This is a genomic window from Oharaeibacter diazotrophicus (assembly GCF_004362745.1).
In the GTDB taxonomy this organism is placed as follows: Bacteria; Pseudomonadota; Alphaproteobacteria; order Rhizobiales; family Pleomorphomonadaceae; genus Oharaeibacter; species Oharaeibacter diazotrophicus.
In genome coordinates this window covers 1,279,324-1,293,886 of the sequence record NZ_SNXY01000006.1, presented here as the reverse complement: position 1 = coordinate 1,293,886, position 14,563 = coordinate 1,279,324, and the positions used below count along the sequence as shown (strand labels likewise).

The 14,563-nt window shown below is 70.9% G+C and carries 13 protein-coding genes; 4 read left to right on the top strand and 9 right to left on the bottom strand.

Features of this window, described 5'->3' with window-relative positions; translation table 11 throughout:
- Positions 1-4: 4 nt before the first annotated feature.
- Positions 5-412 carry an arsenate reductase (glutaredoxin) gene (gene arsC / locus EDD54_RS06115; protein WP_126535599.1) on the top strand — a complete coding sequence of 136 codons (408 nt, stop codon included), beginning with the start codon at positions 5-7 and terminating at the stop codon, positions 410-412.
- Here the strand turns inward: arsC and arsH are convergent, their stop codons facing one another.
- The 7 genes from arsH to EDD54_RS06075 all read right to left on the bottom strand — a co-directional run bounded on the left by arsH (position 413) and on the right by EDD54_RS06075 (position 10,392).
- Complete coding sequence (gene arsH, locus EDD54_RS06110; protein ID WP_126535601.1) at positions 413-1,165, bottom strand: arsenical resistance protein ArsH; 753 nt, start codon at positions 1,163-1,165, stop codon at positions 413-415.
- Positions 1,162-2,406 carry an arsenite efflux MFS transporter ArsK gene (arsK, locus tag EDD54_RS06105; protein WP_126535604.1) on the bottom strand — a complete coding sequence of 415 codons (1,245 nt, stop codon included), beginning with the start codon at positions 2,404-2,406 and terminating at the stop codon, positions 1,162-1,164. Before arsK ends, arsH begins: the two co-directional genes overlap by 4 nt.
- 279 nt (positions 2,407-2,685) lie before the next feature.
- Complete coding sequence (locus tag EDD54_RS06095; RefSeq protein WP_126535607.1) at positions 2,686-3,024, bottom strand: PadR family transcriptional regulator; 339 nt, start codon at positions 3,022-3,024, stop codon at positions 2,686-2,688.
- Positions 3,025-3,185: 161 nt separating this feature from the next.
- Positions 3,186-4,676, bottom strand: coding sequence for a PAS domain-containing protein (locus EDD54_RS06090; protein ID WP_126535609.1), 1,491 nt, complete (start codon positions 4,674-4,676; stop codon positions 3,186-3,188).
- A gap of 135 nt (positions 4,677-4,811) precedes the next feature.
- Positions 4,812-5,225, bottom strand: a complete 414-nt coding sequence (locus EDD54_RS06085; protein ID WP_245515653.1) for a response regulator — start codon at positions 5,223-5,225, stop codon at positions 4,812-4,814.
- Positions 5,222-6,334, bottom strand: coding sequence for a PAS domain-containing protein (locus tag EDD54_RS06080; RefSeq protein WP_126535611.1), 1,113 nt, complete (start codon positions 6,332-6,334; stop codon positions 5,222-5,224). Before EDD54_RS06080 ends, EDD54_RS06085 begins: the two co-directional genes overlap by 4 nt.
- A 341-nt stretch (positions 6,335-6,675) precedes the next feature.
- A complete protein-coding gene (locus tag EDD54_RS06075) occupies positions 6,676-10,392 on the bottom strand; it encodes a vitamin B12-dependent ribonucleotide reductase (RefSeq protein WP_126535613.1) in 3,717 nt (1,238 codons plus the stop codon).
- A gap of 661 nt (positions 10,393-11,053) precedes the next feature.
- On the opposite strand from EDD54_RS06075, the gene EDD54_RS06070 reads away from it, so the two are divergent.
- The 3 genes from EDD54_RS06070 to EDD54_RS06060 all read left to right on the top strand — a co-directional run bounded on the left by EDD54_RS06070 (position 11,054) and on the right by EDD54_RS06060 (position 13,400).
- Positions 11,054-11,740 carry a response regulator gene (locus EDD54_RS06070; RefSeq protein ID WP_165644537.1) on the top strand — a complete coding sequence of 229 codons (687 nt, stop codon included), beginning with the start codon at positions 11,054-11,056 and terminating at the stop codon, positions 11,738-11,740.
- A 128-nt stretch (positions 11,741-11,868) separates the two neighbouring features.
- Positions 11,869-12,252: an NADH:ubiquinone oxidoreductase subunit NDUFA12 gene (locus EDD54_RS06065; protein WP_126535617.1), complete on the top strand. Its 384-nt coding sequence runs from the start codon at positions 11,869-11,871 to the stop codon at positions 12,250-12,252.
- A 107-nt stretch (positions 12,253-12,359) separates the two neighbouring features.
- Positions 12,360-13,400, top strand: coding sequence for a polysaccharide pyruvyl transferase family protein (locus EDD54_RS06060; RefSeq protein ID WP_126535619.1), 1,041 nt, complete (start codon positions 12,360-12,362; stop codon positions 13,398-13,400).
- On the opposite strand, the gene EDD54_RS06055 is transcribed toward EDD54_RS06060, so the two are convergent.
- Both EDD54_RS06055 and EDD54_RS06050 read right to left on the bottom strand, forming a co-directional pair.
- Complete coding sequence (locus EDD54_RS06055; protein WP_126535621.1) at positions 13,378-13,776, bottom strand: VOC family protein; 399 nt, start codon at positions 13,774-13,776, stop codon at positions 13,378-13,380. The two genes, EDD54_RS06060 and EDD54_RS06055, sit on opposite strands and share 23 nt — an antisense overlap.
- Positions 13,773-14,519 (bottom strand): arginyltransferase, encoded by a 747-nt coding sequence (locus tag EDD54_RS06050; protein ID WP_126535623.1) that lies wholly within the window; start codon positions 14,517-14,519, stop codon positions 13,773-13,775. Before EDD54_RS06050 ends, EDD54_RS06055 begins: the two co-directional genes overlap by 4 nt.
- Positions 14,520-14,563: the final 44 nt, after the last annotated feature.

The following is a 14,563-nucleotide window of genomic DNA, read 5'->3' as shown; positions in this document are numbered from 1 at the left end:
CGCCTTGCCCGTCACGATCTACCACAACCCCGCCTGCGGCACGTCCCGCAACACGCTGGCGATGATCCGGGCGAGCGGCGAGGAGCCGACCGTCGTCGAGTACCTGAAGACGCCGCCGAGCCGCGAGACGCTGGTCGACCTGATCGCGCGCATGGGGATCGCGCCGCGCGCGCTGCTGCGCGAGAAGGGCACGCCCTACGCCGATCTCGGCCTCGCCGATCCGAAGTGGACCGACGACGAAATCGTCGACTTCATGATGGCGCATCCGATCCTGATCAACCGGCCGATCGTCGTCACCGACAAGGGCGTCCGGCTGTGCCGGCCGTCCGAGCGGGTGCTGGGCCTCCTCGACAATCCGCCGGCGACCTTCACCAAGGAGGACGGCGAAATGGTCGCCGTCCTGCCCGACTGATCAGCCGGTCGCGCCGGAGCGCCGGGCGAGGTCCGCCGCCGCGCTCTCCGCCTTCAGGCCGGCCTCGCGCCGTTCGCTGTAGCGGCTCGTCAGATAGGCCGAGCGGTCGCGGGTGAGATAGGTGAACTTGACCAGTTCCTCCATCACGTCGACGACGCGCTCGTAGAGCGGGCCGGGTTTCATCCGGCCGGCGTCGTCGAACTCCTGGAACGCCTTCGAGACCGAGGACTGGTTGGGGATCGTGACCATCCGCATCCAGCGGCCGAGCAGGCGCAACGTGTTGACGGCGTTGAAGGACTGCGATCCGCCGGACACTTGGCAGACCGCGAGCGTGCGCCCCTGGGTCGGCCGGATCGCGCCGATCGCGAGCGGGATCCAGTCGATCTGCGCCTTCATGATGCCGGTGATCGCGCCGTGGCGCTCCGGGCTGACCCAGACCTGCCCCTCCGACCAGTCGGACAGGGCGCGCAACTCCTGCACCTTCGGGTGATCGGCGGGCGCGCCGTCGGGCAGCGGCAGCCCGGCCGGATCGTAGATCCGGGTCTCGCATCCGAAGCGCTCGAGCAGCCGGGCGCATTCGTAGGCGAGCAGGCGGCTGTAGGAGCGGTCCCGGAGCGAGCCGTAGAGCAGCAGGATCCGCGGCGGATGCGTCGCGCCGCCGGGCGGGATCAGTGCGGCGGCGTCGATCGGCTCCAGGAAGCGCGCGTCGAGGGCCGGGAAGACGTCGTGGTCGGGAAGGTCGGTGCCTCTCATGGTCGTCCCTTGGCGGTGATTGTCGAGGGCGCGGCGGCGCGGTCCCTGAGGCGCGCGACCGCGGCGAAGGCCGCGAGCCCGAGCAGGCCGACCGCCACGAGTGTGGCGAGCGCCACGGTCGGGCCCCGGGTCTCCAGCTGCCAGGCGAAGGCGAAGGGCGCGGCGGCGGCCAGGAACTGCCGCGCCAGGGCCATCCGGCCGAGCCGGCTGCCGTAGGACGCCGTACCGAACAGGGCGAGCGGCAGCGTTCCCTGGACGATGCTCTTCAGGCCGGAGCCGAAGCCGAGCAGCACCGCGAAGACCACCGCACCCGCGACCGCCGGCGCGGTCGTCGCCAGGATCAGCACGGCGAGCGGCAGCATCGTCATGCCGAACAAGGTGACGAACAGCGGGTGGCGGCGGACGCCGAAGACGAGGTTGACGAAGCGCACCAGCACCTGGGCCGGCCCGAACAGGGTCGAGACCACCAGTGCCGACCCGCCGAGCCCGAGGGCGGTCAGCGCCGGCACCATCTGCGCCAGCAGCGCCGAGAGCAGGAAGCCGGACAGGGCGAAACCCGCGGTCACCAGCACGAACATCCGCCGGGCGAGCGCCGGCGGCGGCGGCGGATCCACCGCCACGGCCGGTGTACGCTCCGGCGCATCGCCGGCCGTGTCGCGGCCCGGGCGCGCGGCGAGCAGCAGGAGGTGCAGCGGCGCGGCGACGATCAGGTTGGCGGCGGCGAAGGCGAGCATCACCGAGCGCCAGTCGAGCCAGCCGTGCAGCCACGTGGTCAGCGGCCAGAAGATCGTCGAGGCGAAGCCCGCGATCAGCGTCAGGTGCCCGATGCGTCGGCGCGCGTCGCGGCCGCGGATCTGGACCAGCGCCGTGAAGGCGGCGTCGTAGAGCACCGCCGCCGAGACGACTTCCATCAGGATCAGCGCGGCGGCGAAGCTCGTCGGGCCGGGGGCGAGTGCCACCGCCGCCAGCGCGACCGACGCCGCCACCGAGCCCGCGGCCATCACCCGCGGCGCGCCGTGGCGGTCGATCCACCGGCCGACGAAGGGCGCGGCGAAACCGCCGACCAGCAGCGCCAGCGAGAACAGCCCGAAGATCCGCGACACCGGCACGGCGAAGCTCACTGCCACGTCGCCGGCGAGGATCGCGAAGCTGTAGTAGAGCGTGCCGTAGCCGACGATCTGGGTGACGCCGAGCGTCCAGACGACGGCCGTCGGGCCGAGGGAGAGGGCGGACCTCCGCATCCGCTCACGCATCCACGGCCACCGGCAGGGGCGCACGGCACCCACCCGCCGGCGCGGCGTCGGCGAGCGGCGCCGGCGTGGAACAGCCGCAGCCGGCCTCACCGGACGCCTTCGCCGTCGCGTCCGCCGCGCAGCAGGCGTCGACGGCCGCCGGCGCCGGCCCGCCGCAGCAGCCCGCCGTGCGACCCGCGGTCCGCAAGTCTCCATCCATGATCCGTCCTCCGCCTTGCCCATCGATGCCTCGATGGTCGATGCCGGGAGCCGAAAAAGAGGGGGCGCTCATCCGCAGCAGGCGCTTCCCGGCGTCGTCGTCCGCGGCACGACCTTGTCGGCCGCGACCAGAGCGTCGGTGATCTCGATCCAGGCGTCGACCGCGACCCGCAGCGCCTCGCGGCCCTTGTCGGTCAGCGTGTAGACCTTGCGCTCGCGCCCCGAGACGACGTCGGTCTCGTGGGTGACGAGGCCGTTTTCCTCGAAGTCGCGCAGCACCGGGTAGATCGTGCCCTCGGACGGCGAGCAGCAGCCGTTGGTGGTCTGCTCGACCGTGCGGGCGATGTCGTAGCCGTGCATCGGCCGGTCGCAGAGCACCCGGAGGATGAACAGCTTCGACAGGCTCATCTTGATGGTGCCGTTCCAATACGCCCGGCTTGTGAGATCGGGAGAGGGCTTCGGCACTGGATGCATCGAGGTGCTAGGCATTGCTGGTCGATACACCTCGATGATCGAGGTGTCAACCGCCGCTCGGGCGGCGACTGCGAATCGTGACCCCGCGGAGCGGGTCAGTTCGCCAGCGCGTCGGTGGGGATGGTGACTTGCTTCAGCAGCCCCTCGGGCCGCCACGTCCGCGTCAGGCTGCCGCGCAATTGGCCGGTGACGCTGCGCTCGACCAACAGGCTGCCGAAGCCGAGCTTGCTCGGCGCGCGCGGCTCCGGGCCGCCGCTCTCCGTCCACGTCAGCTCGAGCGCGCCGGAAACCGTCGTCCACGCAACGTCGACCCGGCCGCCCGGCACCGACAGCGCGCCGTACTTGACCGCGTTGGTCGCGGTCTCGTGGAGCAGCAGCGCCAGCGCCGTGGCCGCCTGCTCGCCGAGCAGGATCTCCGGACCGTCGGCGGCGAGCCGACCCGGCTCGTCGAGATGCGGGCCGACGACGGCCCGGATCAGCCGGTCGAGCGAGGCGCGCGAGCCGTTCGTGCCGTCGGTCTCGAAGCCGGGGCGGACGAGGTCATGGGCGGCGGCGAGGGCGCGCAGCCGGCCCTGCAGCGCGGCCGCCATGTCGGCGGGGGTCTTCGCGCGACGGGCGGTCGAGGAGATCATCCCGAGCACGATCGCGAAGAGGTTCTTCACGCGGTGGCTCATCTCGCGCAGGATCAGCGTCTGCTTCTCCTCGGCGAGGGTGCGGTCGGTGACGTCGAAGCCCTCCACGAAGATCGCCGAGGTCCGGCCGTGCTCGTCCTGGAGCGGCTGGTAGATCATGTCGACGTAGCGCTTCTCCGGTGGTGCGCCGGCCTCGCGTCGCAGGTCGACCGCGAGGTTCCGGCCCGTGAAGGCCCGGCCGGTGCGGAACACCTCGTCGAGCAATTCGAAATAGCCCTGGCCCTCGACGTCCGGCAGCGCCTCGCGGACGGTCTTGCCGATCAGGTCGCGGCGGTGGCCGACCAGTCGCAGATACGAGGCGTTGACGATCTCGAAGCGGTGCTCGGGACCGGACAGGATCGCCATGAAGCTCGGCGCCTGCGAGAACATCAGCTTCAGCCGCTCGTGCTCCTCGGCGGCGCGGCGCTCGGCGAGCACGCGGGCGGTGGTCTCGACGCAGACGGCGAGGACGCCGCCGGGCGAGCCGGTCTCGTCGACGACCGGGCCGTAGTCGACCGTCAGCCAGACCTTCTCGGGCTCGCCGTTGCGCAGCAGCGTGAACTCCTGGTCGGCGACCGAGAGCGTGCCGCCCCCCATCACGACCCGCATAACCTCCTCGTTCCACCCGGACGCCTCCGGCCAGGCGTCCAGCACCTTGCTGCCGAAGATGCGCGGGTGCCGTTCGCCGCAGATCCGGGCGTAGCCGTCGTTGTAGATCATCACCCCGTCCGCGCCCCACAGCAGCACCATCGGCAGCGGGGAGCGCAGGACGATGTCGGCGGCGGTGACGAGGCTGCGCGGCCAGTCCGCCCTGTCCCCGAGCGCGGTCGACGCCCAGTCGAACGTGCGGAACAGCGCGAGCGTGTCCGGGCCGCCGGGCGGCGCATCGGGAGGGCACTTGATCGGCACGTTCATGACGGGCGGCCCCAGGGCAAACCGGACAGCGGGAGAAGCGCTCCCGAACCGACCACCACGAACCGCAGGGGCGTCGGGAGAAATAGCACGACCATCGCGCGGGACCAGTCGTCCCGGCCGCCGGCGTCCACAGCCTCAGGCGATGGTCGGCGACATCGTCAGGCTCGCCGGCACGGTCGGCGGCGGCTCGCCGTGGAGGCGCTTGACCACGTAGGTCAGGGCGTTCTGCAGGCCGTTCGTCGTGTAGGGCTTCTCGATCACCCCGATCGCGCCGGCGAAATCCTCGGGGATCCGGCGCACGTTGGCGGTCATGAACACCACCGGCACGCCCTTCGACGACAGGTGGCGCGCCACCTCGACGCCGGTCGGGCCGTCGAGCAGGTGCACGTCGACGAGGGCGAGGTCGGGGCGCGTCTCCTCGGCGAGGCGGACGGCCTGGTTGCGCGACATCGCCGGGCCGAGCACCCGGTGGCCGTTCTCTTGCAGGACGTCCTCGAGTTCGAGGGCGAGCAGCGCCTCGTCCTCGACGACCATGACGGCGAGACTCATGACGCGTTGTCCTCCAGGAATTCGACGGGGAGTTCGAGGACCACCGCGGACCGGCCGCCGGCGGCCTCCCACCGGACCTCGGCCTGGACCTGCCGGGCGCAGGTCTCCACGATCAGCCGCCCGACCGAGGCGGGGCCGAGCACCTCGCCGGGCTCGGCCATGCCGTCGTCGTCGACGCGGATGCGGAAGTGCCCGTCGGCGCGGCCGACGGCGATCCGGACGTGCCCGCCCTCGGCGGAGGCGTTGCGGATGGCGTCGGTGACCACCTCGTTGACCATCAGGGCGATCGGCGACGCCTTGGCCGCCGGCACCAGTACCGGCGAGAGGTCGAGGTCGACCGTGACGTCGGTGCGCGTCGACGCCGCCAGCAGTTCGGCCGAGAGGTCGCGGGCGAAGGCGGCGACGTCGAAGCGCGAGACGTCGTCGAGCACGAACAGCTGGCGCTGCACCGTGCTCAGCGCCTCCACCCGTTCCAGCACCGCCATCAGCGCGCGGCGCTCGCCGAGGTCCTCGCTGCGGCGGGCCTGCAGCTTCACCAGCGACGCGATCATCAGGAGGTTGTTCTTGACCCGGTGGTCGACCTCGTGGAGCAGCACCGTCTTGGCCTCGAGCGCGGCGCGCAGCTCGGCGGTGCGGTCGCGCACCTCGCGCTCACGGTCGTCGCGCGCGGCGGCGAGTTCGCCCTCGCGGGTCTTGACGTCGGTGACGTCGAGCTGGGAGGCGAAGAAGTAGATCGTCCGGTCGTCGTCGTCCTTGACCGGGCTGAGGTAGAGCGCGTTCCAGAACGGCGTGCCGTCCTTGCGGTAGTTCAGCACGTCGACCCGGGCCGGCTCCTCGGCGGCGACCGCGCGGCGGATGTCGTCGATGCGGGCGCGGTCGGTGTCCGGCCCCTGCAGGAAACGGCAGTTGCGCCCGATCACCTCGCCCCGGCCGTAGCCTGTCAGTTCGAGGAAGGCGTCGTTGCAGAAGATGATCGGGTTGTCCGGCTGGGTCGGATCGGTGATCAGCATCGGCATCCGCGTCGCCTTGATGGCGGCGGCGAAGGGATCCTCGCTCGGATGGGCCGCGAGCAGCCTGTCCCCGGCGATCCGGGCCTCGTTCCTGCTCATCGTCGTTCCGCCGACAGCGTCCCAGTGGATCGAAACGGCCGCACGGGGCGGCCACCGATTTGAACGCCGTCGCGAAGCTTCGGTTCCAGCCCACCGTGCGGACGGGAAACATGGGCCGCGACGAAAGCGCTTTGCGGCGGGGGTGTCGACGGTGGGCGAAAGTGGCGGTGGGGATTGTGACAGGTAGGCTGGCGGGAGCACCCGACCGAACCGCCCGGACGAAGAACTGGACGAGAAGGCGACGTCGATCTCGTTTCGTTCTCATGCGCGGTTCCGGATGCCCGAAGGCGTCCGGAACCCGGATCGAGGGGAGGGGCGCGAGGCGCCCCTCCCACACCCCCTCAGCTGCAGCCGCTCGTCGAGCCGCAGGTGTCGCACTTCAGGCAGGTGCCGTTGCGCACCATGGTGAAGTTGCCGCATTCCGAGCAGGCCTCGCCGACGTAGCCCTTGGCGCGGGCCTGGGCGACCTTGGTGGCGTAGTCGGGCTGCGGGGCCTCGGCGGTGCCGGCCGACGGCGTCGCGGCCGGGGCGGGGGCGTCGTCGAGGTCGCGCTTGAAGGCGGTCGCGCCGGCGGTGGCGAGGCCGGAGACCGGGGCCGAGGCGCGGGCGGTCGCGAAGGCCGAGACGCTCGCGCCGGCGCCGGGACCGGCGGAGCCCTTCGGATCCGGCGCGCCGGAGACCACCTTGAACTGGGCGGTCTTGCCGCGCACGAGACCCTTCGACAGCACGAGGTCGGCCGCCTTCTCCTCCTTCACGCCGCCGCCGAGGCCGGTGTTGGTCATCTCCTCCGGCAGCACGTGGGCGAGGTCGTGCCGGCCGAGGTAGCTGACCGCCAGCTCGCGGAAGACGTAGTCGAGGATCGAGGTGGCGTTCTTGATCATCTCGTTGCCCTGCACCATGCCCGCCGGCTCGAAGCGGGTGAAGGTGAAGGCCTCGACGTATTCCTCCAGCGGCACGCCGTACTGCAGGCCGAGCGAGATCGCGATGGCGAAGTTGTTCATCATCGCACGGAAGGCGGCGCCCTCCTTGTGCATGTCGATGAAGATCTCGCCGAGGCGGCCGTCGTTGTACTCGCCGGTACGGATGTAGACCTTGTGGCCGCCGACGATCGCCTTCTGGGTGTAGCCCTTGCGGCGGTCGGGCATCTTCTCGCGGGCACGGATGTGCCGCTCGACGATGCGCTCGACGATCTTCTCGGCGACCGCGGCGGTGCGGGCGGCGACCGCCTTCTCCGCGACGATGGCCTCGACCGCGTCCTCGGCGTCCTCGGCGTCGTCGGCGAGCAGCTGCGAGTTCAGCGGCTGGCTGAGCTTGGAGCCGTCGCGGTAGAGCGCGTTCGCCTTGAGGGCGAGGCGCCAGGACAGCATGTAGGCTTCCTTGGCGTCCTCGACCGTCGCCTCGTTCGGCATGTTGATGGTCTTGGAGATCGCACCCGAGATGAACGGCTGGGCGGCCGCCATCATGTGGATGTGGCTCTCGACCGAGAGATAGCGCTTGCCGGTGCGCCCGCACGGGTTGGCGCAGTCGAACACCGCGAGGTGCTCGGCCTTCAGGAACGGCGCGCCCTCGAGGGTCATGGCGCCGCAGACGTGGGTGTTGGCCGCCTCGATCTCGGCCTTGGAATAGCCGAGGCGGGCGAGGAGGTCGAAGTTCGGGTCGGCCATCTCGGCGTCGGAGACGCCGAGGCGGCGCATCTCGTCGTCGCCGAGGGTCCAGCGGTTGAAGACGAACTTGATGTCGAAGGCCGCCTTCAGCGACGCCGTCGCCTTCTCGATCGCCGCGTCCGACAGGCCCTTGGAGCGCAGGCTCGACGGGTTGACGTGCGGCGCCTGGGCGATCGAGCCGTGGCCGACCGCGTAGGCCTCGATCTCGGCGATCTGGCTCTCCGGGTAGCCGAGGGCGCGCAGCGCCTCCGGCACGGCGCGGTTGATGATCTTGAAGTAGCCGCCGCCGGCCAGCTTCTTGAACTTCACCAGCGCGAAGTCGGGCTCGATGCCGGTGGTGTCGCAGTCCATGACGAGGCCGATCGTGCCGGTGGGCGCGATCACCGAGACCTGGGCGTTGCGGTAGCCGTGCTTCTCGCCGAGGGCGAGGGCCTCGTCCCAGGCCGCGACCGCGGCCGCGACCAGACGCTGGTCCGGGCAGGCGGCGTGGTCGAGTGGCACCGGCGGGGTGTGCAGCTGCTCGTAGCCCGACTTCTCGCCGCGGGCGGCGCGGCGGTGGTTGCGGATCACGCGGAGCATGTGGTCGGCGTTGGCGGCGTGGCCGGGGAAGGCGCCGAGCTCGCCGGCCATCTCGGCCGAGGTGGCGTAGGCGACGCCGGTCATGATCGCGGTGATCGCGCCGCAGATCGCACGGCCCGAGGCGCTGTCGTAGGGGATGCCCGACGACATCAAGAGGCCGCCGATGTTGGCGTAGCCGAGGCCGAGGGTGCGGAACTCGTAGGAGAGTCGCGCGATCTCCTTGGACGGGAACTGCGCCATCAGCACCGAGACCTCGAGCACCACGGTCCAGATCCGGCAGGCGTGGGCGAAGGCCTCGATGTCGAACGAGCGGTCGGCCCGCACGAACTGCAGGAGGTTCAGGGAGGCGAGGTTGCAGGCGGTGTCGTCGAGGAACATGTACTCCGAGCAGGGATTGCTCGCGCGGATCTCGCCGGACGCCGGGCAGGTGTGCCAGTCGTTGATGGTGGTGTGGTACTGGATGCCGGGATCGGCCGAGGCCCAGGCGGCGTAGCCGATCGTCTCCCAGAGATCCTTGGCCTTCAGCGTCTTGACGACCTTGCCGTCCTTGCGGGCGGTCAGGTTCCACGAGCCGCCGGTCTCGACCGCGCGCAGGAATTCGTCGGTGACGCGCACCGAGTTGTTGGAGTTCTGGCCGGAGACGGTGAGGTAGGCTTCCGAATCCCAGTCGGTGTCGAACACCGGGAACTCGATCTCGGTGTAGCCCTGGCGCGCGAACTGGATGACGCGGCGGACGTAGTTCTCCGGCACCGCCGCCTTCTTGGCGGCGCGGATCTCGCGCTTGAGGCCGAGGTTCTTGGCCGGGTCGAAGCGGTCCTCGCCGGCAAGGCCGGATTCGCCGATCGCCTTCATCACAGCGGTCAGGTGCTTCGAGCAGGTCTTGGAGCCGGTGACGAGGGCGGCGACCTTCTGCTCCTCGCGGACCTTCCAGTTGATGTACTGCTCGATGTCCGGATGGTCGATGTCGACCACCACCATCTTGGCGGCGCGGCGGGTGGTGCCGCCCGACTTGATGGCGCCGGCGGCGCGGTCGCCGATCTTCAGGAAGCTCATCAGGCCGGACGAACGGCCGCCGCCGGAGAGCTTCTCGCCCTCGCCGCGCAGCTTGGAGAAGTTGGATCCGGTGCCGGAGCCGTACTTGAACAGGCGCGCCTCGCGCACCCACAGGTCCATGATGCCGTTGTCGTTGACGAGGTCGTCCTCGACCGACTGGATGAAGCAGGCGTGCGGCTGCGGGTGCTCGTAGGCCGAGGCCGAGCGGACCAGTTCACCGCTGGCGGGGTCGACGTAGTAGTGGCCCTGGCTCGGGCCGTCGATGCCGTAGGCCCAGTGCAGGCCGGTGTTGAACCACTGCGGCGAGTTCGGGGCGGCCTTCTGGGTCGCCAGCATGTAGCGCAGCTCGTCGAAGAAGGCGCGGGCGTCGTCCTCGGTGCCGAAGTAGCCGCCCTTCCAGCCCCAGTAGGTCCAGGTGCCGGCGAGGCGGTCGAACACCTGCCGGGCGTCGGTCTCGCCGCCGGCGCGTTCGGCCGCCGGCAGCTTGGCGAGCGCCTTGTCGTCGGGCACCGAGCGCCACAGGAACGAGGGCACGCCGTTCTCCTCGACGCGCTTCAGCGCCGCGGGCACGCCGGCCTTGCGGAAGTACTTCTGGGCGAGGATGTCGGAGGCCACTTGGCTCCAGGCGGCGGGCACCTGGATGTCGGAGGCGCGGAAGACCACCGACCCGTCGGGATTGCGGATCTCGCTGACCGCGGAGCGGAACTCCACCTCCGCGTAAGGCGACTGGCCGTCCTTGGTGAAACGCCGCTCGATCCGCATCGTCGCTCGTCCTCGTCAGCCGCGGGATCCCTGGGAGAGCGGGCTCGCGTCGCGGTCTTCGGGTTGATGATAGCTCTCTGTCGTCCTGATGGAACGCTGCCGCCGGACACGATCGCGTGCGACCGCCACAGAATGTGGTGTGTGTCCGGCCTCGTCGCCACGAGGTATAGGGTTCGGCGCGACTCGGTTGAAGATTCCTTAACGCCGTTTTCCCCAGCCGCCTCGTGCCTGTCCCCAACTCTCTTCCGCCCTCGCGCCGCGGACACGGAAGCCCTTGTCCCGCCCGCGCGGACGTGGTTCGCCGCCGAAGCGATTCGGTGGCGGGTCGATCCTCGCGCTCGGGTGCACTGCGTGACCGTCCCGTGCGCCGCGGCTCCTGCCGCGCCGTCGGCGCCGCCGCGAAAGGGCCGCCGAACCGGTTCGATCCATGGCGCGAAGCTACGGCGAGTCGCTTCGCCGGGTCAATGCGTCACGCAACGGGTCGTGGTTTGGTGTCGTGCGGCACACAACATGTAGGGGTGGGAAAAGGTCCCGGCGATCGCGACGAATTTAGTCGAATTCGCGGGCGGCCCTTGGCAAGTCTTTAGAAAGAACCGGGTTATCGATGTATGAAGCGCCGATCTCGGGTGTCGGCGCCGCATGTCACCGGATCGGCGTCCCCATGACCCATCACGCCTGCTACGGTCTGCCCACGGACCAGCTCGACGTCGTCGTGATCGACGACTCGAAGCCGATGCAGGCCATCCTGCGCACGATGCTGCACGCGATCAACGTCCGTCGCGTCCGTCTGTTCGACAGCCTGAAGGACGCCGTCGAGGCGATTCTGCACGAGCCGCCGAACCTGGTCATCTCCGATTGGAAGATCGGTCGAAAGACGCCATACAAATTCATGAAGGCGCTGCGAAAACGGTCGATGGGGCAGCTGTCGGTGGTGCCCGTGATCATCGTCACCGCCCACGCCACGCAGCAGGTGCTCGAACGCGCGATGCGCGCCGGGGCGCACACCATCCTGGTCAAGCCGCTGGCGCCGTCGATGCTGCACCGCCGCATCGACTGGCTGATCGGCGACGAGCGCGAACTGGTGCCGGGCGAGGGCGGCGGCATGGTGATCCAAGGCGTTCCCGAGCGACTCGACAAGCTCAAGGAGCGCTTCCACCTCGAGGTCGAGCCGCTGCGCCCGTCGCCCGCCCCGCCGGCCGCCGAGCCGCTCCCGTTGGAGCCGGCGGTGCCGGTCTGGCAGTTGCGCTACGCGGAGACCGTGCGCCCGCCCGAGGGACCGAAGCAGCCGGCGGAGACGCTGAAGCGGATGCCGCGGCTCAACCACTACGCCGCGCTCCGCGCCGAATAGGGTCCGGGCCGCGACGGATCGCGCCGCCGCGCACTGGACATCGCGCCGCACCATCGCCATAGTCCGCGCCGACAAGGGTCGGGCCCCGAGGGCTCGATCCCGCGTGGCGCATCTTGCGATCAGAGACCATGAAAACCTTCCTGACCGAGCTCTTCACCTGGTGGAACGGCCAGACCATGGGCACGCGCTTCTTCACGTGGCGCAAGGGCATCCGGGTCGGCGAGGACGAGGCGGGCAACGTCTACTGGCAGGACGCCACCGGCAAGCGCCGCTGGGTGATCTACAACGGCTACGCCGAGGCCTCGGCGATCCCGCCGGGCTGGCACGGCTGGATGCACCACCGCACCGACACGCCGCCGACCCGCGAGGACTACCGGCCGCGCTCCTGGCAGAAGCCGCATCGCCCGAATCCGACCGGCACCGCCGCCGCCTATCGCCCCAAGGGCTCGATCCTGGCCGACGGCACCCGTCCGCGCTCGACCGGCGACTACGACGCCTGGACCCCGGGCTGACCGGGCTCCCGCGCCCCCACGGGCCCTCACCGTTGGACGAACACGCCTCCGTCCTCGACGAAATCCGCGGCGCCGTCGCGCGCACCGGACGCGTCCCGTTGTCCTGGATGGCGCCGTCACCGTTCGCGTGGCGCCTGAACCTCGGCGACGCGCTGTCGCCCGTCATCGTGGCGATGATGGCCGGTATGCCGGTCGAGCACGTGCCCTTCCGTTCGCGCCGCCCGCGCCTCGGCGCCGTCGGCACCGTCGGCCACCTGTTCCACGGTGGCGCGGTCGCGTTCTGGGGCACCGGGGCCTCGCCGCATCTCGATCCCTTCGCAACGGAGAAGCGGCCCTACGTCCGGCCGCCGGACACCCGCGTCGCCCTGGCCGCGATGCGCGGGCCGTTCTCGCGGGCCGTGCTCGGAGAGGGCGCCGTGCCGGCGGACGCCGTCTTCGGCGATCCGCTCTGGCTGCTGCCGCGCTTCCATCCGGCCCCGCCGAAGCGCTGGGATCTCGGCGTCGTCGTCCACCTCTCCGAACTCGTCTCGACCGCCGTCGACGCCGGGCCGCGTCCCGACTTCCTGCGCTACGCCGTGCCGGCGTCGCTCGGCGACCGCGTCCGCGTGATCACCACCACCACCGAGGTCTCGGTGGCGGCGCTGCGGGCGCGGCTCGACGAGATCCTCGCCTGCCGGCGCATCGTGTCGACCTCGCTGCACGGCCTCGTCTTCGCCGAGAGCTACGGCATTCCCTGCCTCTATTTCTCGACGCGGACAAAGCGGCCCGGGCCCGCGCGCGCGCCGTTGCTCGAGGACGGCAGCGTCGACCTGCGCTTCGTCGACCTCTACCGCGGCCTCGGCCGCGACGAGATCGAGCTCTACGGCCAGCCGCGCGACGAGGCGACCGACTGGGACGCGGTGATCGACGCGGTCGACGCCACCTGGACGGAAAAGCCCTTCGACGCCGAGCCGCTCGCCCGCGCCTTCCCGGTGCCCGGCCGCGCGCTGACGCCGGAGCCGGGCTTCAGCGCCTTCGACCATCCGCTGGTCGCGGGCGTGCCGCTGCGCGAGCCGGCGAGCCCGGTGCATCTGGCGGCGCGGTTGCGGCGCGACCTCGCGGGGCTCGCCGCCCGGCTGGGCCCGGTCAGGGGGCGGCGGGCTCGATGAGGTCCCAGGTGTTGCCGTACGGGTCGCGGAACACCGCGACGGTGCCGTAGGCCTCGCGGCGCGGGTCTTCCAGGAAGGTCGCGCCGGCGGCGGCGACGCGGGCCCGGTCGGCGGCGAAGTCATCGGTCTCGAGGAACAGGAAGACGCGGCCGCCGGTCTGGTCGCCGATCCGGGCGCGCTGGGCGTCGTCGCCGGCGCGGGCGAGCAGCAGGCGCGTCTCGCTATCCGGCCGCGGCGCCACCAGCACCCAGCGCTTGCCGCCGCCGAGGTCGGTGTCGGCGACGACGGCGAAGCCGAGGCCGTCGCGGTAGAAGGCGAGGGCGCGGTCGTAGTCGTCGACCAGGACGGTGACGGCGCCGAGGCGGCGGAAGCTCACGGCGCGCGCTCCCAGCCGCGCGGCATCAGGTGCTCCTGCGGGCGGAAGCGCGCCTTGTAGTCCATCTTCGACGAGCCCTTCACCCAGTAGCCGAGATAGACGTAGGGCAGCCCGCGGGCGCGGGCGCGGCGGACGTGGTCGAGGATCATGTAGGTGCCGAGGCCGCGCTCGTGCTCTTCCGGGTCGTAGAAGGAATAGACCATCGACAGCCCGTCGGAGAGCACGTCGGTGAGCGCGACGGCGTGGAGCGGACCCTGACCACGGCCGGTCAGGAAGCTGTCGATGCCGCGGCGGCGGTACTCGATCACCGCGGTCTCGACGTGGGTGTCCTCGACCATCATGGCGTAGTCGAGCATGGTCATGTCGACCATGCCGCCATCGGAGTGGCGGCTGTCGAGGTAGCGGCGGAACAGCGAATACTGCTCGGAGGACGGCGCGGCCGGCAGTTCGGCGCCGACGAGGTCCTCGTTGGCGCGCAGGGTCCGGCGGAAGCTGCGGCCGGGCTCGAACTCGTCGACGCAGATCCGGACCGACACGCAGGACCGGCAGGTCTCGCAGGCCGGGCGATAGGCGATGTTCTGGCTGCGCCGGAAGCCGCCCTGGCTCAGGATGTCGTTGAGCGCCGGCGCCCGGTCGCCGACCAGGTGGGTGAACACCTTCCGCTCGAACCGGCCCGGCAGATAGGGGCAGGGCGAGGGCGCGGTGAGGAAGAACTGCGGTGCGTCGGTCGGATGGTGCGTCATGCCTCGGGCGGCCGAAGCGGGAAGTCGGGAGGCGATCCTGTCAC